This window comes from Neolewinella persica DSM 23188 (assembly GCF_000373105.1).
GTDB classification, from domain to species: domain Bacteria; phylum Bacteroidota; class Bacteroidia; order Chitinophagales; family Saprospiraceae; genus Neolewinella; species Neolewinella persica.
This window is the reverse complement of record NZ_KB890429.1, coordinates 74,508-95,190: the sequence shown is the minus strand read 5'-3', so window position 1 is coordinate 95,190 and position 20,683 is coordinate 74,508. Positions and strand designations below refer to the sequence as shown.

At 52.0% G+C, this 20,683-nt stretch carries 13 protein-coding genes; 12 read left to right on the top strand and 1 reads right to left on the bottom strand.

Features of this window, described 5'->3' with window-relative positions; genetic code table 11:
• Positions 1-9 precede the first annotated feature (9 nt).
• From B036_RS0111965 to B036_RS0111955, 3 genes are all read left to right on the top strand, one after another.
• The gene (locus B036_RS0111965) at positions 10-1,077 is read left to right on the top strand and encodes a DUF1611 domain-containing protein (protein ID WP_020568962.1); all 1,068 of its coding nucleotides are present in this window, start codon (positions 10-12) and stop codon (positions 1,075-1,077) included.
• A gap of 105 nt (positions 1,078-1,182) precedes the next feature.
• Positions 1,183-2,061, top strand: coding sequence for a DKNYY domain-containing protein (locus tag B036_RS0111960; RefSeq protein ID WP_083926194.1), 879 nt, complete (start codon positions 1,183-1,185; stop codon positions 2,059-2,061).
• 70 nt (positions 2,062-2,131) lie between these two features.
• A complete protein-coding gene (locus tag B036_RS0111955; RefSeq protein ID WP_020568960.1) occupies positions 2,132-3,181 on the top strand; it encodes a mandelate racemase/muconate lactonizing enzyme family protein in 1,050 nt (349 codons plus the stop codon).
• A gap of 539 nt (positions 3,182-3,720) precedes the next feature.
• Here B036_RS0111955 and B036_RS0111950 read toward each other — a convergent pair.
• A complete protein-coding gene (locus B036_RS0111950) occupies positions 3,721-4,758 on the bottom strand; it encodes a sugar kinase (protein ID WP_020568959.1) in 1,038 nt (345 codons plus the stop codon).
• 366 nt (positions 4,759-5,124) lie between these two features.
• Between B036_RS0111950 and B036_RS0111945 the strand changes: the two genes are divergently transcribed.
• The 9 genes from B036_RS0111945 (at position 5,125) to B036_RS0111900 (ending at position 20,669) form a co-directional block, all read left to right on the top strand.
• Positions 5,125-6,198, top strand: a complete 1,074-nt coding sequence (locus B036_RS0111945; RefSeq protein ID WP_020568958.1) for a Gfo/Idh/MocA family protein — start codon at positions 5,125-5,127, stop codon at positions 6,196-6,198.
• 190 nt (positions 6,199-6,388) lie between these two features.
• A complete protein-coding gene (locus B036_RS0111935; RefSeq protein ID WP_071596773.1) occupies positions 6,389-7,132 on the top strand; it encodes an alpha/beta hydrolase in 744 nt (247 codons plus the stop codon).
• A 41-nt stretch (positions 7,133-7,173) separates the two neighbouring features.
• Positions 7,174-7,965 (top strand): hypothetical protein, encoded by a 792-nt coding sequence (locus tag B036_RS0111930; protein ID WP_211217391.1) that lies wholly within the window; start codon positions 7,174-7,176, stop codon positions 7,963-7,965.
• 60 nt (positions 7,966-8,025) lie between these two features.
• A complete protein-coding gene (locus B036_RS0111925; RefSeq protein ID WP_020568955.1) occupies positions 8,026-9,222 on the top strand; it encodes a DUF3500 domain-containing protein in 1,197 nt (398 codons plus the stop codon).
• A 231-nt stretch (positions 9,223-9,453) separates the two neighbouring features.
• Positions 9,454-10,260, top strand: coding sequence for a class I SAM-dependent methyltransferase (locus tag B036_RS0111920; protein WP_020568954.1), 807 nt, complete (start codon positions 9,454-9,456; stop codon positions 10,258-10,260).
• A gap of 449 nt (positions 10,261-10,709) precedes the next feature.
• Positions 10,710-12,770, top strand: a complete 2,061-nt coding sequence (locus tag B036_RS0111915; RefSeq protein ID WP_020568952.1) for a M13 family metallopeptidase — start codon at positions 10,710-10,712, stop codon at positions 12,768-12,770.
• 250 nt (positions 12,771-13,020) lie between these two features.
• Entirely contained in the window at positions 13,021-15,816 is a 2,796-nt protein-coding gene (locus B036_RS0111910; protein WP_020568951.1) for a helix-turn-helix and ligand-binding sensor domain-containing protein, read from the top strand.
• Between the two features lie 270 nt (positions 15,817-16,086).
• Positions 16,087-19,155, top strand: coding sequence for a SusC/RagA family TonB-linked outer membrane protein (locus B036_RS0111905; RefSeq protein ID WP_020568950.1), 3,069 nt, complete (start codon positions 16,087-16,089; stop codon positions 19,153-19,155).
• 47 nt (positions 19,156-19,202) lie between these two features.
• Positions 19,203-20,669: a RagB/SusD family nutrient uptake outer membrane protein gene (locus B036_RS0111900; protein ID WP_020568949.1), complete on the top strand. Its 1,467-nt coding sequence runs from the start codon at positions 19,203-19,205 to the stop codon at positions 20,667-20,669.
• Positions 20,670-20,683 lie beyond the last annotated feature (14 nt).

Sequence of the window (20,683 nt, the reverse complement as noted above, 5' to 3'; positions counted from 1 at the left end):
AAAACCAACATGACCAAAAACAAACCCATCGACGGCCGCGCCATCGTTTACTGCGAAGGTGCCTTTAACACACCAAACGGCAAGACAGCTCACGGGCTGGTTCGCTTCACTTATCGCTACGAAGTACTTGGCGTCATCGACTCACGCTATGCGGGCCAGGACGCCGGAATGGTGCTGGACGGGAAGCCGAACGGCATCCCCGTTTTTGCCACCCTTTCTGACGCGATGACAAAAGTCTCGAAGGCCAACTACCTCGTAGTTGGCCTGGCACCCGATGGTGGCCGATTACCGGCTTCAGCGCGGGCAACTATGGCCGAAGCACTCGACTACGGCCTCCACCTGGATTCAGGCTTACACGACTTCCTGTCCAACGACCCGGCGATTGCCGAAAAAGCGCAGCAAAAAGGGCTCCGAATCCGCGATGTCCGCAAAACGCCGGACCGGGATACGCTGCACTTCTTTAGTGGCGACATTGAGTCGGTAGACTGCCTCAAAATCGCGGTACTTGGCACCGACTCCGCCATCGGGAAACGGACGACGGCCTGGCTTTTGGTTCATGGTTTAAGGGACGCCGGCCGGAAGGCCGAAATGATCGGCACCGGCCAAACGGGCTGGATGCAGGGTGCGAAGTATTCGATGATCATGGACAGCTGCATCAATGACTTCGTTGCCGGAGAGATTGAACACGCGGTGGTAAGCGCCTACCGCAACGAGTCTCCTGATGTCATTGTGATCGAAGGCCAGGGCAGCCTGATGAACCCGGCTTACCCTGGCGGATTCGAGATTCTGGCCGCTGGCCGTCCGGACTTTGTGGTACTCCAGCACGCACCAACGCGCAAGGAATATGACGGTTTTCCCGGCTACCGGCTTCACTCGCTGGAGGAGCAGATCAACGCAATCAAGGTCGTTTCGGGTAAGGACGTAGTGGCTATCACGCTCAACCACGAAGGCCTGACTGATGACGAGATCGATGCAGCCTGTGCGGCAGTTACAGAAGAAACTGGATTGCCCTGCTTTGACGTACTGGCACGGGGGGCTGAAGGCCTGGTGGAGTTGATTGCTAAGCACTGCCAATAGCTTTTTGGGGCGAGGCCGCAGGTGCAGGGGAAGGTTGAAAGGCAATTACTGCTACCAACGGTTCTTTCATTGCACCTGCGGCCTCGCCAAATTATCCGAAGACTAATGAAATTACTAAGAATCCTTATACCGTTGGTAGCGATGACGGTAGTACTGGCTAGCTGCCTGAACCTCGTTGAAGGCTACAAAACAAAGAACGGAAAAGTCTACTTCCATACCCTGAGTTCACTCACCGGCACCTCAAGTTTCGAGGTGGAAGGAGCAGATGCCGCCAGCTTTAAACAATTATCTGATCCTCGTTTTGGCCGTGACAACAATCATGTTTACATGGCTGCGGGGATAATTACTGATGCAGATCCTGCTTCCTTTCAGATGATGAATGAACTCAACGTGTTCGGTATGTCCCGCTACGCCCGCGACAAGCATCATGTGTTTCTGGAAGGCAACGTCATTCCCGGAGCAGATCCGGCGACTTTCAAAAGACTGAAGGGTTACTATGCCATCGACCAGGAGCGGGCTTATTACGACGGACAACCATTCACCACCAACACGACCACCTTAAGCCTGATCGACGAGTACTATGCCCGGGACACCTCAGACATTTATCTGATGGGGACTGCCCTGAACGTATGCTCAACGAAAAACTTTGAATTCATTTTTCCGGGGGGCAAGTCTGAGGCCATCGGTATTGATGAGCCGGGCTCTGACCGTTGGGGCAGGGACGGGTGCCACTATTTCTATGGCAGCCAGAAAATGCCCTCCGACGACTACGACAACATCACGGTATTCAAAGGCAGTATGGGCATCATGAAAGACTCCAGAACGGCTTATATGCGCGGCCGGGACATCCGCTTCGACGTCAACGGAGAAAAACTGTTGGACACCCTGGACTTAGCGACCTTCACTGCTAACCGCATGCTTAATTGCTCCGACAAGTTTGGGCCCATTAACGTTTTCTGCGGTAGAAAGGAAGAGTGTGACTAACGCTGTCAGGCTACGATCTCCAACACATCAATTTCAACCATTTTCCACTTCCACACTCTCTTCCCTATTTATGCGCATCACCCACATCGATTACGAGCGGCTCGACCTTGAGCTTACCGAGCCTTACACCATCGCCTACGAGACGATCGACCGGGCGACGAATTTCATACTGTACGTCTCTACCGACCGAGGCATCACCGGCATGGGCTGCGCGGCTCCCGATATGGGCGTGACCGGCGAGACGGCCGGCGAGGTGGAACTCGCAATCCGGACGATCATCTCCCCTACCCTGCTGGGCGAGAGTCCGCTGCGGTACGCCCGACTGCTGGAGTCTCTGCGCGGACGCCTGAAGTCTTCTGCACTCGCCATGGTCGATATGGCCCTGCACGACATCGTTGCCAAACTCGCCGACGTGCCGCTGTACCAGTTACTGGGTGGCTACCGCGAAAGCATCGCCACCAGCGTTACCATCACCATCCTGCCGATGGCGGAGACGATAGCGAAGGCGGCACTTTACGTTGAGCAGGGGTTTGGCATCATTAAGGTGAAAGGTGGCCTTGATGTCGCCCTGGACCTGGCGCGCCTGAAAGCCCTCCGGGATAAGTACCCAAAACTGGTCTTGCGCTTTGACGGTAACCAAGGATACAGCCTGGAAGAGGCTTTGCGATTTGTAACGTCGGCCCAGCATCTGGACGTTGAAATCCTTGAGCAGCCGACCAGCGTGGAGGACGAGGAGCTGATGGGCGAAGTGAGCATGGGGGGTACCCTTCCGGTCATGGCCGATGAAAGCCTGAAAACCCTGAAAGATGCCTTCCGCCTGACCCGTCACGATTTCACGGACATGATCAACATCAAACTTCAGAAGGTGGGTGGGTTGACACCGGGCCTGCACATCAACTCCGTTGCCCTTGCCGCCGGAAACGAGGTGATGGTTGGCTGTCTGGACGAGTGCGGGCTGGGAATTTCGGCAGGGCTACACTTCGCCCTCAGCCGGCCCAACGTTATGTATGCTGACCTGGACGGGCACCTGGATTTTGTGACGGACCCTTTCGGGGATTTGTTTTTTTTGGAAAAAGGGATTTTGCGGCCTAACGGAGTAGCGGGGCTTGGGCGGGTTTGATCTATGATCTGATGAGTGACGAATACTGATATTGGTCTATTCGTGGATTGGGCGTAAACCAAATTATCGCACTGACCCGGCGTAAGCACTCCAGTACTACTGGTCGGTGCGATAATTTGGTTTATGCCCCGTGGATTATGGCAGCCTGCGATACCCAAACCGTAAAGGTTTGGAATACCGTTTACTTTCGGTCGGTAGTGTTTACGGGCGCTTAGCGCCATGCAATTTCCCAAACCACTTAATAATGGGTATTTTAAAGGATAATTTAAGTTTCCGGATCAATTTCTTGTCGATAGGGGCGGGGGCAAGCCCCGCCCCTACTGGTTAAGGATGGATCATCCCGCGTTCGCGAACCGAACGCGGTCACCAAACTAAGCGCTGGTAAGGGAGGAGCTTGTCCCCTCCCGACCAGCATATACTTATAACCTAACAAACCGGTAAAATCCACCAGCAGATAAGTCAGTAAACTTAAATTACCGTTTACTAGAAACTCCAATGACGAGGTAGTAAGATAATCTTTTAGAAAGTCAGTCCTTCACTTACCGGCTGACCCGCCCGGATCCATCACCGTCCATCAGCGCCATAACTTCGTCGACCGTCGCCAGGTTGGCATCCCCGAAGATGGAATGCTTGAGTGCCGAGGCGGCTACGGCAAAACGTAGTGCCGTAGCATCGTCGTCGGGCCAGGTCTGAAGGGAGTAAATAAGACCGCCCATGAAGCTGTCTCCTCCACCTACACGGTCCACAATGTGGCTGAGCTGGTAGGTAGGTGCGGTGTACATTTTTTCACCGTCCCACATCACGCCAGACCAGGTATTGTGGCTTGCGGAGATGGAGCCACGGAGGGTCGTGATCACCTTTTTAGCCTTTGGGAAGCGCTTCATAAGGGCTTTACAGACCGGGAGATAGGCCTTCGGGTCCATGGTATCGCCCTTGGTCACGTCAACACTCTCGGGGTGAATGTCGAAGTGCTTTTCAGCGTCTTCCTCGTTGCCGAGGATGATGTCGCAGTGTTCAACTAATGCGGGCATGATATCCTGCGGAGATTTTCCGTAGTTCCAGAGTTTTTTGCGGTAGTTAAGGTCAGTAGAAATAGTGATTCCTTTGGCAGAAGCAACTTTGCAGGCTTCGAGACAGGCATCGGCGGCAGTTTGGCTGAGGGCCGGGGTGATGCCAGTCCAGTGAAACCAATCAACGTCTTCGAAAACGCTGTCCCAGTCAATTTCTCCGGGCTTCAGTGTGGCCATACCGGAGTGATCGCGGTCATAAACCACCTTGGAACCGCGCTGCATCGCGCCGGTTTCGAGAAAGTAAATGCCCAGGCGATCACCGCCTCTTACTACGTGACTGGTATCCACGCCTCTGGCCCGAAGGGCATTAAGGGCACAGTCACCAATATCATTCTTAGGTATACGGGTAACAAACCGGGCGTCCATACCGTAGTTCGCCAGTGTGACGGCTACGTTGGACTCCCCTCCACCGTAAATCACTTCAAATTCAGAAGCCTGACTAAAGCGTTTCCAGCCGGGAGGGCTGAGGCGAAGCATTATTTCTCCGAAGGTTACAATACGTGGCATAAGTGATGAGTGTGTAAGTGTGATAAAATTTAAAGCTTGAAAAGCTTTTCTGTGTCAAAACAACACAATAAAGGACAAAGGTAAAACCCTTCTCTTAAAACTGAGCTTGCAAATTACGGATCGCGGATCTTCATCCCCTGGCCAGAAGCAATAAACATGGGGAGGAATACAGGTTTATGTTAGGAAAAGGGATGATTGGCGTATTAAAGCAGTGCCAACTACTGGTGTTCCTGACGAAAATCATAATTTGGTCCGGCATCAAACGGGTTCAATGCAAAAGTCATCGGACGAACTTTTTGTCAGACGACAGCCCCAAAATGTAAGGCTGTTTTATCTCCTTAATTCAATCGACATTAAATCTACCTCATGCCCCACCCCACTTTCCATTTTGCCATTCTAGGCCTTGGCAATATTGCCCGCAAATTTGCCCAGGACCTGGCCTTGATTGACGATGCTAAACTGGTGGCGGTAGGCTCTCGCTCCCTGGAGCGGGCGCAGGCTTTTGCGCGCGATTTCGACGCCCCGTACGCGGCTGGAAGCTATGCGGCCACCTTTGACGGGCCGCGCGTCGACGCTGTTTACATTGCCACCCCGCACGTCGACCATTTGAGGCTGGCCATAATGTGCCTGGAGAAAGGCATTCCCGTCATTTGTGAAAAACCGATGGGCCTGAACCTGACCGAAGTGGAACAAGCAGTACGCCTGGCCCGGGAAAATAAGGTCTACCTGATGGAGGCACTGTGGACCCGGTTTCTGCCCTCGACGCTCAAGCTAAAGGAAATGATCGATGCCGGAGTGATCGGTACCATTGAAAGTATCCGCTCCGATTTTGGCTTTCGGGCCCAGGACCTCGAGCTTGCACTACAACCTTTCTCTGCACCTGCGACCGCGCCTGAAAATACTGACCGCCACCCTGCGGCAGGGTTAGAAAGAAATCGCATCCTAAACCCTGAACTCGGTGGAGGTGCCTTGCTGGACATCGGCATCTACCCGCAGTTTCTTTCCCAATTCCTACTGGGGCCACCGGAGAAGATATACGCACAAGCCCGCCTTTCTCCTCAGGGCATTGACCTGGATACTTCCGTAACCTGCGTACACGCCAGCGGCAGGATGAGCCACAATTACAGTACCGTCCTTGGCCGTACCAAAACTGAAGCCCTCATCATTGGCAGCAAGGCCAGCCTGCACTGGCACCCTCGCTGGCACGAGCCCAGTAGTTTCAGCCTGCTAACCGGAAAAGACACCCCACCGGAAAACTTCTACTTCGACTTTGGCGGGGCAAACGGGTACCGCTACGAAGCCGAGGCCGTGATGGCCGACGTGCGGGCCGGGCTTACGGAAAATGCCCGTTGGTCATTGGATGATTCGCTGGCACTGCACCGAACACTGACGGAGGTGAGAAGGATGGTTGGGGTTCGGTATCCGGGGGAGGGCTTGTAAAAAAGGTTATCAGCCCAAGCAAGGCCAATTACCCTCGGAATAATTTGCCTGATCGCGCTTAAAAACGGCCAGATAGTTAAGATTATGAAATAAAAGTTCCCCACGCCTGTAAGATTTTGGCAACTTATGCGACTGATGAATAGGTAAGCCCTACTCCTTGGGGCAAAAGAAGCACTTATTTAGCAGCATTATGAAATCCATCTCATTCAGGTCTATTCTCCGCCCACTTTGGTTCACCATAGTTACCATCTTCGTTGTTTGGCAATGGTACACCTATCAGGCAAGAGGCATACCGCGATCCTTGTACCAGGGAAATGCTGAAATCACTGTAGAGGAAGACGAGCAAACCATTAGCTTCAGGCACACCCAGTCCAGCGAAATTGAAGTAATATTCTTTCCTGGAGGATTGGTAGACCCCGAAGCTTACGTGCCGTTAGCTCGCAGGCTGGCGGAAGCCGGATATAATCTCCACATCATTAAAATGCCCTGGCGCATGTCCACCAAAGGTTACAACCAGATCAAAACACTATTTGATCTCACCGCAGACGACGGGCAATTCGTTCTTGGTGGCCACTCTCAGGGCGGTAAAATGGCCGCTCAGTTCGTCTACGAAAACCCAGGCCTCATTGATGGTTTATTTCTGCTGGGAACTTCCCATCCCCGAGACATAGATTTATCCCGACGCGATATCCCCACGATAAAGATCTACGCGGAGTTCGACGGTCTTGCCAGTGTATCGGAAGTAAAACAAAATGAGCACCTGATGCCCAGGCAGAGTCGGCTCACCCTGCTCGAGGGAGGTAATCATTCTCAGTTTGCCTTTACCGGGCATTTATTGACTGACGGAAAGGCGACCATCTCTCTGGAGCAGCAGCAGGAGGAGACGCTCCGTCACCTACTCGAATTTATGAATGGCTTAAGTTCAAAACCCTAACCATAGAGGCTTAGAAATCCCCATTTTCACCTCATCAACCAATGACCGTCCCATTCTCATTATCCTATCAACACATCGCGATGAGTCTTTTCATACTACTATGGATTTCTTTTTTTTCCGGGTCTTATCCGCAGGTAAGCCAGTCAAATATTCAGCTCAATATCCCCACCGTAGAACAGGAAGCGACTTATGTATGGATGACCATCCGGGACATCCCCTTTTTTGACCAGAACAATTACCAGGTCAAACTACCCGAAGGTTCGTTGATAGATAAACTGACGGCGAAAGCCCGATCCAGTGGTTTGGAAGAAACGGATTACGCCAGTATTCTGACCTTTTTACAAGACAGCGTGTACAGTAGGGAAAATTACGAGAAAGGGTACCAAAAGATAAAGAGCAGGCTTCCTTTCCTGAACCAATTATTGACGACCATCAAACCACCAAAATCTAAGTGGTCCTTTAAGGTTTTTGAGAATTACGAGGTAAACCTCACACTCTACGGGCCAGGTGGCAGCTACGACCCGGAAGAAGGGTCTATCCTTATGTTTACCACTCCCGAAGGCAAGTTTAAGAATTACGATGATCCCGCCAATACGGTGATTCACGAAATCGTGCATATCGGACTTGAAGATTCCATTATCAATAAGTACAAAGTTCCTCACCAGTTAAAAGAGCGTATTGTAGATACCTTTGTATCGCTTAGTTTTGGTGATCAATTAAAGGGGTACAGGATTCAAGACATGGGGGATTACCGGATCGATCGTTATTTGAAAAATAGGCGTGATTTAAGGAAACTGGATAAGTACGTGAGAAAAGTGCTTGAGGAGAAGTGATTCCGTTAAGACCCCGTACTTTACTCCCCTCGATTCACTTGTGCCACAACAACACCTGCCATGAGAACATTACTCTTTCTCGCCACCACTACCCTATTCCTCACCTGTACCCCTCGCCCCGGCGATCCAACCGTCAGCGGCACACCGGCAGCTGACCGGCCGCTGAGTTTCATGGAAAAAATGCAGCTGGAAGCGCTGAAAACGCCGTTCACCGGAGTAGCGACCAGTTCGGGCATTGAGGCAGACCTATTCCCGGTACGTTCTACCGGTGTTTCCACCGAACCGATTGTGGCAGCCGCGAACGTTTTTCTGCAAAGCCTGACGGCGGAGCAAAAAAGCAAGACGCATTTTGCCGTTGACCACGAGGAGTGGCGTCGTTGGTCCAACGTAGACAATGGCATCTATGCGCGCCATGGCGTCAGCCTGAAAGAAATGGCACTGGCACAGCGGACTGCTGCCGAGGCTTTGCTCAAGGTTTCCCTAAGCGCCAAAGGCCTCCAGCTGAGCAAGGACATCATGAAAACCGACCAGACACTGCGAGAATTTAATGATGACAACCCGGTCTTTGACGAGGAGTTGTATTTTTTCACCATCATGGGCACGCCCTCAACCACTGAGCCCTGGGGCTGGCAGATTGATGGCCACCACCTGATCATCAATTATTTTATACTTGGAGACCAGGTGGTGATGACCCCCACCTTCATGGGCGGAGAGCCAATCATTACCACTACCGGCAAATATGCCGGAAATACTCTCTTCCAGGATGAGCAAAACATTGGTCTGCGCTTTATGCAATCCTTACCACCGGATTTGCAGGCGAAAGCTACACTGTCTGAAACCAAGCGCCGGCACGATGCGCAGGCCGAAGCTTTCAAGGACAATATCGTGCTGGATTACGCTGGTCTGCTGGCTTCAGAAATGTCTCCCGAGCAACAAGAATCCCTGCTCGACCTGGCCAACCAATATATCTCCAATATGCGGGACGGCCACGCCAGGGTAAAACTTGAAGACATCCGGCAGCACCTGGCAGACACCAAGTTCGCCTGGAGCGGGGCCACAGATGAAGACGCTGTCTTCTATTACCGGATTCACAGTCCGGTAGTTCTCATCGAGTTTGACCACCAGGCACCGGTGGGTGCTCCGGGAACACGCGGGGAAGCTTCCAGAAACCATATTCATACCGTCGTCCGTACCCCTAATGGCAACGATTATGGCAAGGATTTGCTTCGGCAGCATCTGGAGACTCATCCGCATTAGGATGAAGGAAGGAGGGTTAGTCAACTACATTGCACTCAGCCACTTGAGGTGATTTTGCGTTCGCGCAGCGAACGCGGCCTTTCAAATAACTGCCCGTAAGGGCGACCCTTGTGGTCGCCCGAATTGGCCGCTATCTTTTCACAGAAAAGGGCCGAGAGTAGTATACCTAAATAACATCGCAACTTTTCAATCCCGGCCTGACATCTTTACAAAAACCACCCGGCACACATTATGATAGACTACATCTCCCTCAACCACGACCAGTGGAACCAACGCACCCTGGCCCACCTGACCAGCGAATTTTACGATGTCCCCGGCTGGTTGGCCGGAGCAGACAGCCTGAAGCAGCCTGAACTTAATTTGCTACCAAAGGATATGACCGGACTGAAAATCCTGCATTTGCAGTGCCATTTTGGTCAGGACACCTTGAGCCTTGCCCGGCGTGGTGCCATCGTGACCGGCGTTGACCTGAGTACAGAGGCCATCAAAGCTGCGCAGGACCTTGCGAAAAAAGCCGGGCTGGAAGACCAGTCCCGCTTCCTCAATTGTGACCTGTACAGCCTGCCGGATCACCTCGATGAAACTGCTTCTTTCGACATCGTTTTTACCTCTTACGGCACCATAACCTGGTTACCCGACCTGGACAAATGGGCGGGCATAGTACATCGTTACCTGAAACCCGGTGGCCAATTCGTCTTCGCCGAATTCCACAACATGGCCTACCTCTGGAACGACGACCGAACGGCCATCAAGTACCCCTATTTTAACCCCGAGCCCATCGTGGAACCCATCACCAGCAGCTATACAGACAACAGCGAGGAGGTCTCAGGAACGGAGGTGAATTGGGACCACACCATCAGTTCCGTCATCAATGCACTAATTAGTACCGGCTTTACGCTGCGTAGCTTTCATGAATTCGATTATTCCCCCTACAATTGTTTCGACGATATGGTACCCGCAGACGAACCGGGCCACTGGCACCTGCGGCAGATGGCGGGGTTGATTCCTTTGGTTTATACTTTGGATTGTGTGAAGTAGTCGCTGCGCTCAGGTTGCAGGAGTTGCAGGGTCGCTGCGCTCAGGTTGCAGGAGTTGCAGGGTCGCTGCGCTCAGGTTGCAGGAGTTGCAGGGTCGCTGCGCTCAGGTTGCAGGAGTTGCAGGGTCGCTGCGCTCAGGTTGCAGGAGTTGCAGGGTCGCTGCGCTCAGGTTACAGGAGTTGCAGGGTCGCTGCGCTCCTTGTTGCAGAGCGCCTTCGGCGCGTTGCATGGGTTGCAGGCTGCTACGCGCCAAAGGCGCACTGCAACGGGAGCGTAAGCGACCTCTGCAATAAGGAGCGAAGCGATCTGCCTTCGTCGATTAATTCCCGCCCTTGGTCGAATTGCTTCCCAGGGGTGAACCACCCGACAATCCGTTGCCCGGCAGCTCCGTACATTTATAGTCTATATCATTCTATCAGACAAGCTCTTAACCAAACTCAAGGGACCAAAATGAAACTATTCAATCTTACCGTCATGGCCGTTCTGGCCTTGGCAGTCACTGCCTGTGGCGGTAACCCCACTACAAGTACTACTGCCGTTGACGACGGCCCCCACGGCCTCATCCTGGCCAACATGGACACTACAAAGAGTCCGAAAGACGACTTCTACAATTTCGTCAACGGTACCTGGATGCAGGAAACGAAAATTCCTGACGACCGGACCAGCTGGGGCGGCTTCGGCGTACTTTCAAAAGCTACGGATGCAGATGTCCTCGCCATCCTTGCCAAAGCGAAAGATAGCGGCAAGTATGCTCCGGACACCGACCAGGCAAAGGCGCTGGCCATTTTCGACACAAAAATGAACACCGACGCACGTAATAAGCTTGGTGTCTCTCCGCTGCAGTCTGCCCTTGCAGACATTGACGACATCAAATCCGTTGCGGACCTTCAGCGGGTGCTGGCGACCAACCCGGCAGTTGGCTCTCCGTTCATAAGCCTTTCCGCTTTTCCGGACCTCAACAACAGTAGCGTAAATGCGGCCTACGTAGGGCCAAACGGCCTGGGACTTCCTGACCGTGACTTCTATCTGGAACAAGACACCAAGTCTAAAGAAATCCGGGAAAAATACGTTAGCCACGTTTCACGGATGCTCCAGTTCCTTGGAGACGAAGCCCCCGTAGCCGATGCGTCTGCTAAGAAGATTCTTGCCTACGAGACCCAATTAGCTGAGCCTCGCTTAGACAAGGTACAGAGCAGGGATGCGCGTAATTTCAACAACCCGCGCACCATTGCAGAAGTCCAGGAGATGATTCCATCTATGGACGTGCAGAAGTTCCTCCAAGACCTTGGCGTACGGGAAGATCTGGACACCATCATAGTTACCCAGCCCAAGTACCTGGCGGCCATGCAGGAATTCCTGACGACCACTCCAATTGAGGACGTAAAAACGATGCTTCGCTGGCATACCATGGCGGATGCTGCGGGCAAACTGACCACGGAAATTGAAGATGCCAACTGGGACTTTTACGCCAAGTACCTCAACGGTGCCAAGGAACAACGGCCTGCTGATGAGCGCGCACTCAACACCGTGAATGGAACCGTTGGGGAAGCACTTGGTCAGCTATACGTAGATGAAAAGTTCCCTCCCGCAGCGAAAGCCAAAGCCGAGCAAATGATTGCCGACGTAATTAAGGCCTACCAGCAGCGCATTGAAAAACTCGACTGGATGAGCCCGGAGACCAAACTTAAGGCCATTGAAAAACTCGATAAGTTCACCGTGAAAATCGGCTACCCAAATGAATGGGAGGACTATGGAAACATGGAAGTAAGTGCCGACAATTCTTACTTCGATAATATGGCCGCCGTTGGGAAATGGAGCCGTGACAAGAACTTTGCTGAAATTGGGATGCCGGTAGACAAAACGGAATGGGGCATGTCTCCCCAAACGGTTAATGCTTACTTCAACCCGCTTAATAATGAGATTGTCTTCCCGGCAGCCATTCTGCAGCCTCCCTTCTATGACTACCTGGCCGATGATGCGGTCAACTACGGTGGCATCGGTGCGGTGATTGGTCATGAGATCTCCCACGCCTTTGACGATTCCGGCGCACGCTTCGACGGAGACGGTAACCTGGCCAACTGGTGGACCGATAAGGACCTGGAAGAATTCACTAAGCGGGGCGATGCCCTGGCCGCTCAGTACAGTGCCATCGAGGTGCTCGACAGCGTATTCATCAACGGTAAATTCACCCTCGGTGAAAACATTGGTGACCTTGGCGGTGTCCTTGGTGCTTATGATGGGCTACAGCTGAACTACGCCAAGAATGGCCGCCCTGAGAATATTGACGGCTTCACGGCAGAGCAACGCTTCTTCATGAGCTGGGCCACCGTTTGGCGGACCCTCACCCGAGACGACGCATTGCGCAACCAAGTGAAGACGGACCCGCACTCTCCCGGTCGTAGCCGCGCTACTCAGCCGCTGGTTAATATTGATGAGTTCTACGAAGCTTTCGACATTAAGGAAGGCGATGGTATGTGGCTTGCCCCGGAAAAGCGGGTTAGGATCTGGTAAACTTCCATCACCAGTTTAGCTTTCGAGCAGTTAGTATCCCCGATCAGATGTTCTGATCGGGGATGCTTTTTTTGGCGCGGACGCGGGTGCAAAGGAAGGTTTTAAGCGCAAGTTCCTCAGCTTATAGTTCCTGGTTCTTCACATTGCACCTGCGGCCTCGCCCAAACAATGGCCCTAGAGGAACGTTCTGAAAAAAAACGCCAGATGAATTAACCGGGATATTACCTACCTTCCGCAGAGGATTTCTCTTATGCTTCGTACTACCTTTAAAATATGGTTTCTTCTACTGGGGAGTTCCCTGTTATCCGCTCAGGAGCTACCACCGGTAGTATCTTTTGAGCCCGAGGTGTACCGTGGGGGAAGCCAGAACTGGAATTTGGATCAGGACGAAGACCAATTCATCTACGTAGCGAATAACCAGGGGCTACTTGAATTCAACGGCCGGCAATGGTCCATGTTCCCTTCACCGAACGAGACGATACTGAGGTCGGTAAAAGCGCATAAGGGACGTATCTATACTGGCCTGTATATGGACTTCGGTTACTGGCAACGTACGCCCACCGGGCAGTTGGAATACCAGACGCTTTGCGATGAATTGAGGGAAGAAATCCTGCCCGACGAGCATTTCTGGAACATCATCCTTCACGAAGGGTACCTGGTTTTTCAATCACTGGACCAGCTGTTCCTGTACCAGCCTGATGGAGGGGAGATCAACATTATTTCTCCAAAAGAGGGGGTTGCCAAGGTTTTCCCTACCGCCAGTGGCCTATATTTTATGGATAAAGAGTGGCAATTGTTCCGCCTGCAGTCAGGTAAGACCCAGCCCGTTTTATCGCAGACGTCTAGCGGCAAGTTCATTACTCACATATGGGAAGAAGCCGGTCAACTAATGGTACAGACCGCGACCGAAGGTTGCTTCATACTGGAGGACAATATGCTGATACCTACAGATCTCCATCCTTTTTTGCAAGGGAAGCGGGTGTATAGTGCAACGAATCTGCGGCGGGGTGGCCGGGCATTCGGCACCATTTCCAACGGAGTTTACATTGTTGATGCCGACGGAAAACTTGCTTATCACCTGCATCAGGTCAATGGCCTGTCCAATAACACCGTACTATCGCTGTTCGAAGACGCCCAGGACAACCTCTGGGCTGGTACAGATAACGGGATCAGCTGTATCAGCTTGTCCTCTCCCTTCCGGAAGTTTACGGATAATTCCGGTCAGCTCGGGACGGTTCATACTTCCGCCATCCACGGCGGCAATCTGTACCTGGGTAGCAACCAGGGGTTATTCGTAAAATCTGCCAAGGGAACGGACCTCCCCAGAATCATACCCGGTACCCGCGGTCAGGTCTGGTCATTGTTCAAATATCGGGAGAGCTTGTTCTGCGGCCACGATCAGGGAACATTTCTTGTGGACGGTTCACAGGCCAACCGCATTTCATCAACAAACGGTGGTACCTGGCGATTTGAATCGATTCCGGGAAAGCCGGACCTTATTCTACAGGGGAATTACTTTGGTCTTTCCGTACTGGAGTTCAACGCCGGGCGGTGGACGCACCGAAACAACATCGATGGATTTGATTATTCGGCGAGATTTCTTGCCGTACAATCAGCGTCAGAGGCCTACATCAGTCATGAATACCGTGGAGTTTACGGTATAAAGTTTAACGATGATTATCGCACGGTGACCGACCTGAAGCTGTACGAAACCCCCTTAAAAGGCAAAAATGCCGGTTTGGCACGATTTCAGGAAAAGATAGTTTACTTTTCCAGGGAAGGGATATTTACGCTGGTTGATTTCGACCGGGGGTTTGAACGTACTGATGATTTAAGTGAATCGGTTAACAGATCGGAATACACTTCAGGTCGTATGACGACGGAAGACAACCGACTTTGGTTCTTCACCAATGAAAGCATCAGCTATTTTCATCGTGGGGCACTGAGCGAAGAGCTACAACGGCAAACTATTCCCGTTCCCGCCCGATTAATCGACACTAAATCTGGCTATGAAAACATTTCTCCGATTGGTGGAGATACCTTATTGATCGGTACGGCCGACGGGTATCTGCTGCTGGCGCTCTCTGGTGTGCCGACGCACCAACACCGGCTTTTCCTAACGGGAGCGAAAGCACAGCCAGCAGCCGGCAGTCCGATTCCACTTTCATTGCAGGACGACGGGAAGATTCCTTTCAAGGACCATAGTGTTCTGTTCGAATTGGCCGTTCCTTCCTTCGAAAAGTATTTTATTCCACGTTTTCAGCATCGGCTACTTGGCCTTTCGGAGGAGTGGAGTAATTGGTCTACTGCTTCTACGCTCAGTTTTCCAGGCTTGCTGTATGGAGAATACACCCTGGAGGCCAGGTCTCTTCTGGGGCCACAACGATCTGAGAACACCGTTGTTTACTCCTTCGAGGTCCTCAGGCCCTGGTATGCCACTTACTGGGCGCGGGCACTCTACCTGCTTTTGACGAGTCTGGTGATTTACCTACTGCATCGTAGTTACACGCGTTACTATCGCCGTAAGCAATCCACCCTAAAGTCGGAGACAGACCGGCGGATCGCCACCCGGGAAAAAGAGACCGAATTAGAAATGATCCGCATTAATAACCAACGGTTACAAGAGGACATCGATAATAAGAACCGGGAAATGGCCATTTCCACCATGAGCCTTGTTCGTAAGAATGAATTGCTGCAACAAATCAAAGACAGCCTACTGGCAAAACAGGAACCACTGCAGCGCATCAAGGAAGTGATTAAAACCATTGATCGTAATATTGACGAAGTAGAAACATGGAACCTGTTCAAAGACGCTTTTGAAAACGCCGACCGGGATTTTTTCAAAAAAGTCAAAGACCTTCATCCGGAACTGTCCCCAAATGACCTGAAGCTTTGTGCCTACCTCCGGCTAAACCTCTCTTCCAAGGAAATTGCTCCGATGCTCAACATCTCTCCCCGCAGTGTTGAAGTAAAGCGCTATCGGCTGCGCAAAAAGTTGAATCTCGACACTAAAGCCGGACTTGTTGCCTACATCATGGAAATATAGACTGCGCTTAATAACCACAACATTACCTATACAGTGTTGCTTTCAGCCTAACGACCTCCTATACAGGAAAATGCAATCGAATGCACCAGCGGCGGGGATTCTCCCCCGTAACTACTGCATAGTTACGTAATGTGTAGTTTTTGTAGGGGCGCAAAATTCGGGTTTCCGTACTACTTAAGAATAACTTTGTGGTACAACTATATTGATTTATTTCCGTGGTTGTCTGCTCTCCACAACTTGGTTAGTTGGAGGATCATAACTTAAAGTCACATGCGCCAATATTTATTTTTGCTTACCCTCATTTTGGGATGGGGAGGGCTTACTGCCCAAACCATAACGGTACAGGGTACCGTCACTGATGCGACCACCGGAGAAGGCCTGATCGGTGCCAGTGTAATCGTCGTCCAATCTGTAGAATCAGACGCCAATGCTTCCATGTTGGGTACTGTTACTGACTTCGACGGCTACTACACCATTAATAATGTACCAGTTGGTAGTACCATAAGGTTTTCCTACACCGGTTACGAACCGGCGGAGCTCGCAGTTCCAGCATCCGGGACGCTCGATTTAGCCATGTCAGGAGACATCCAGGCACTCGAAGAGGTGGTAGTGATTGGTTATGGTACGCAGCAGAAACGAAACGTCACCGGAGCAATTACGACGGTTGGCGCTGAAACCATTGACCAACTTCGGCCGCAAAAGATTGAACAGGCGCTGCAGGGCACCGTTGCCGGTGTCAACGTAACCACGCAATCAGGCGCCCCTGGCGCCGGGCTCAACATTCGTATCCGTGGTGTTTCTACCAACGGACAGAACGCCCCCCTCGTAATCATTGACGGATACCAGGGTGACCTCAGCACAATTAACCCAACCGACATCGCTTCCATCACGGTACTTAAAGATGCCCAAGCGGCAGTTTACGGTACGGTGGGAGCTAACGGGGTGATCCTGATCACGACAAAAACGGGAGATAAGGACCGGCCGACCCAGGTCAGCTACAACACCTACTTTGGTGCTCAGGAGACCTCCCGATCTCTGAATTTGCTGAACGCTACCGAATACGGCTTACTGCTTAACGAAAGCTATGCCGGTGGTGGGCAGGCACTCCCCTATCCAGATGCTACCGGCCTGGGATTTGGCACCGACTGGCAAGACCAGGTCTTCGAAACGGCACCGATCCTCAGCCATGATGTAACCGTCTCTGGTGGAAGCGAGAACATGACTTATTCTATCAGTGGATCTCATCTTAACCAGGAAGGTATTGTGGGTCGGGAGAAATCCAACTTTACCCGGAACACCGCCCGCGTTTCCCTGGGTGTTGACCTGAGCGATCGCCTTAAGCTCACAACAAATGCCATCTTCACTAATATAGACCGTGATGCCCTCAGTGAAAACGGGCTGGGAGCAGTACTTTTCAACGCCCTCAACGCGCCACCTACCTTATCGCTGCGGGATGAAACAGGAGCTCTTTCTCTGGTACCAAGCACTCCAGGTCTTGGCATTGAAGTAATCAATCCGGTCGCCCAGATCGAGAACACCTTCAACGACTATGACCTGAACAAGCTCAACGGACAGGTTAGCCTGGACTATAATGCTTTTGAGGGCTTCACCCTCACCGGTCGCGTAGGTTTCAACACTTCAAACAGTGAAAGCCGCAATTTCAGCAAGCAAATCAGCTACGGCGGCAAAGTGTTTGACATCACCCGTAGCAGCGTTGCTCAGAACGGCATCAACGATAACAACTATTCCTTTGACCTCTTCGGCACCTACCAGAAGGACTTTGGCTCCAACCATAACCTGACGGCAACCGTCGGTACCACCGTTTTCAGGGAATTAGGTAACGGGCTATTTGCGACCGGATTTGATGTACCCAACAACGATTGGGAATTTGCTGATATCTCGCTGGCCACCGGTACCAGCCCCGAAGGTGCCCGCGATGTAGGCTCCTACTCTTACGATGAGCGGCGGCTGTCTTACTTCGGCCGGGTACAGTATGGGTTTATGGAACGCTATTTCCTGACGGCCATGCTGCGCCGGGATGCATCCACCAAATTCGGACCGGAAAACCGTTCAGCACTATTCCCTTCCTTTACCGCTGGCTGGATTGCTTCTGATGAGGCATTCTTCGGAGAAGACGGTCCCATCGATCTACTCAAGTTCCGGGTTAGCTACGGTATTCTGGGTAATGATCAGATCATCAATAACGGCTACATCGGTTCCCTCAGCGGAGAAGCAACCTATGTTTTCGATGGCGCTCTGGTAAACGGTACCGCCATTGGTGCGCTGCCCAACCCCTCTTTGCAGTGGGAGGAAGCCAAGAAATTTAACGTCGGCTTTGACCTGGCACTGCTGGATTACAAGCTAAATATTACTGCGGACTACTTCATCAACACCCGGGACAACCTGTTGATTTCCAATATTCCCGTTTCGGGAATTGTAGGTACTGCAGCACCCGGTAGTGCCGCCCCTACGGTCAACGCCGGTGCGGTTCAGAACAAAGGTCTTGAACTGGCCATCACTTACCAACAGCGCTTTAACAAAAATGTAAAACTCAACCTGAGCTACAACATCACTACCCTGGATAATGAGGTACTGGAGGTTAATAACGGTACAGGCTTTATCGAAGGCGGTGGCTTTGGCGTAGGCCAATTGGCCCCCTCACGGATGGAGGTTGGCCAGCCAATAGGCTACTTTTATGGTTACCAGACTAACGGTATCTTTCAGAACGCAGATGAAATCGAAGCGCATCCTTCCCAGTTGGCTCTGGGCGCAGCTGCGCAGCCCGGAGACATTCGTTACGTCGATGTAAATCAGGATGGAGTCATTGACCCCAGCGACCGGACCAACCTCGGAGATCCGATTGCCGACCTGACAATGGGACTCAACTTCCAACTGGAAGTCAAACGTTTTGACTTTCTGGCCTTTGCCTTTGCTTCTCTAGGTGGAGACATTGTCCGGAACTATGAGCGCGCCCTTTCTGACGTCAATCGCCTCGACTACTACCTCAGTCGCTGGACCGGCGAAGGTACCAGCAACGAAGTCCCCAGAGTAACCACAGCAGCCACTTCCAACGGCGTATTCTCTGACTTCTTCGTCGAAGACGCTTCTTTTCTTCGCTTGCAGAACGTCCAGTTGGGCTACACCCTTCCATTCAAGGTTGGTGCAAAGCGCAACTCCAGCTTAAGGCTCTACATCAGCGGAAACAACCTGCTAACGCTGTCTGACTATAAAGGCTTTGATCCCGGTGCCTCCAGCGGTGCCCCCATCGGTGGTGGCATCGACTACGGCTTCTACCCCATTGCCAGAACCGTACTCTTCGGCGCTAACCTCAGTCTCTAAAAATAAGATCGGGCCAGGTGGCCCTCACCTCAGGAATTTCCTCGATCATGAATACAAGAAATTTATTTTTATCCCTTACTCTTCTGTTCATCGGCACATCTGCCTGTGAAGAAGACTTCATCGGCCGGACACCGGTTTACTCCATTGATTCCGAAAATTACTTCAATGCGGAGGCCGATTACAAGAATGCGCTTATTGCAGCTTACGACATGCTGCAATCATCTTACCTCAACGTAATGCTTGGAGAAATTGCTTCGGACAATACGCTGGCAGGCGGTGAGAGCGCCACTGATGTTATTGGCATCCAGCAGGTGGACGATATGATCCACACCCCGGTAAATGCTCAACTGCAAAGCATCTGGAATTGGATGTTTGCGGGTATCAACCGAGCCAGTTTTATCCTTGAATTCAAGGATAAAACGGAATTTGAAGGTAAAGCTCAGATCATTGCTGAAGCACGCTTTCTGCGGGCTTACTACCAGTTCGAACTGGTCAAGTGGTTTGGTCCAATTCCTTTAAAAGGTGATGAGCGTTTCGCTTTAGGCGACGAGACCAGCCTGCCCCGGTCTTCCGTGGAGGAAGTTTATGCCGCAATTCAGACGGACCTGAGTTTAGCCATTCCGGACCTTGCCGTAACGGCTCCACAGACCGGACGGGTTAGTAAAGGTGCCGCTCAGGCGTTGCTTGGCAAAGCCCACGTTTACCGGGGGGAATACCGCGAGGCTGCGGTCGTACTTCAGGCAGTAATCAACTCCGGGGTATACAGCCTGCCAGCAGACTTTGCCGACATCTTTGAGATGACCGGAGAGAACGGCCCGGGCTCGGTTTTCGAGGTACAGTACACTGACGCAGAAGGTGCCGGTTTTGGCTGTCTCCAGTGCAGTGAAGGAAACATCGCCGTGGGGTTCAACGGTATTCGGAACCACACCGGCCCGGTTTACGACAGCGGCTTTAGCTTCAACGTCCCCACACAGGGCGCTTTTGACGCCTACGCTCCGGGTGATCAGCGCCGCGACGTGTCCATCCTTGACATCAACGCATGGGCCGCTGAAACAGGCGCAAGTTTTGGCACGGGGAATGAGCACACTGGTTACTACAACCGCAAGTACATCGCTCGCAAGGGGGATTCCAACATCGGTGACCAGAACCTGACCAATCCGAATAATTACCGGTCGATTCGGTACGCAGACGTCTTACTGTTGGCTGCAGAAGCCCTAAATGCAACCGGTAATGATGAACTCGCCAGAGATTATCTAAACCAAGTCCGTCGCCGTGCATTTGGAGATATGGACCACGACATCAACTCGAGCGGAGATGCCCTGCGGGACTTTATTCTGCAAGAGCGTCGGTTGGAGCTGATGGGAGAAGCTCATCGCTTCTTTGACCTGGTACGTACGGGCGAGGCCGCAGGTGCCATCGAAGGATTTAGTGCAGGGAAGAACGAGCTCTTCCCGATCCCCTTCGAAGAGATCCAGTTCAGCAACGGCAACTGGAACCAAAACCCGGGATACTGATTCAATCGTATGTT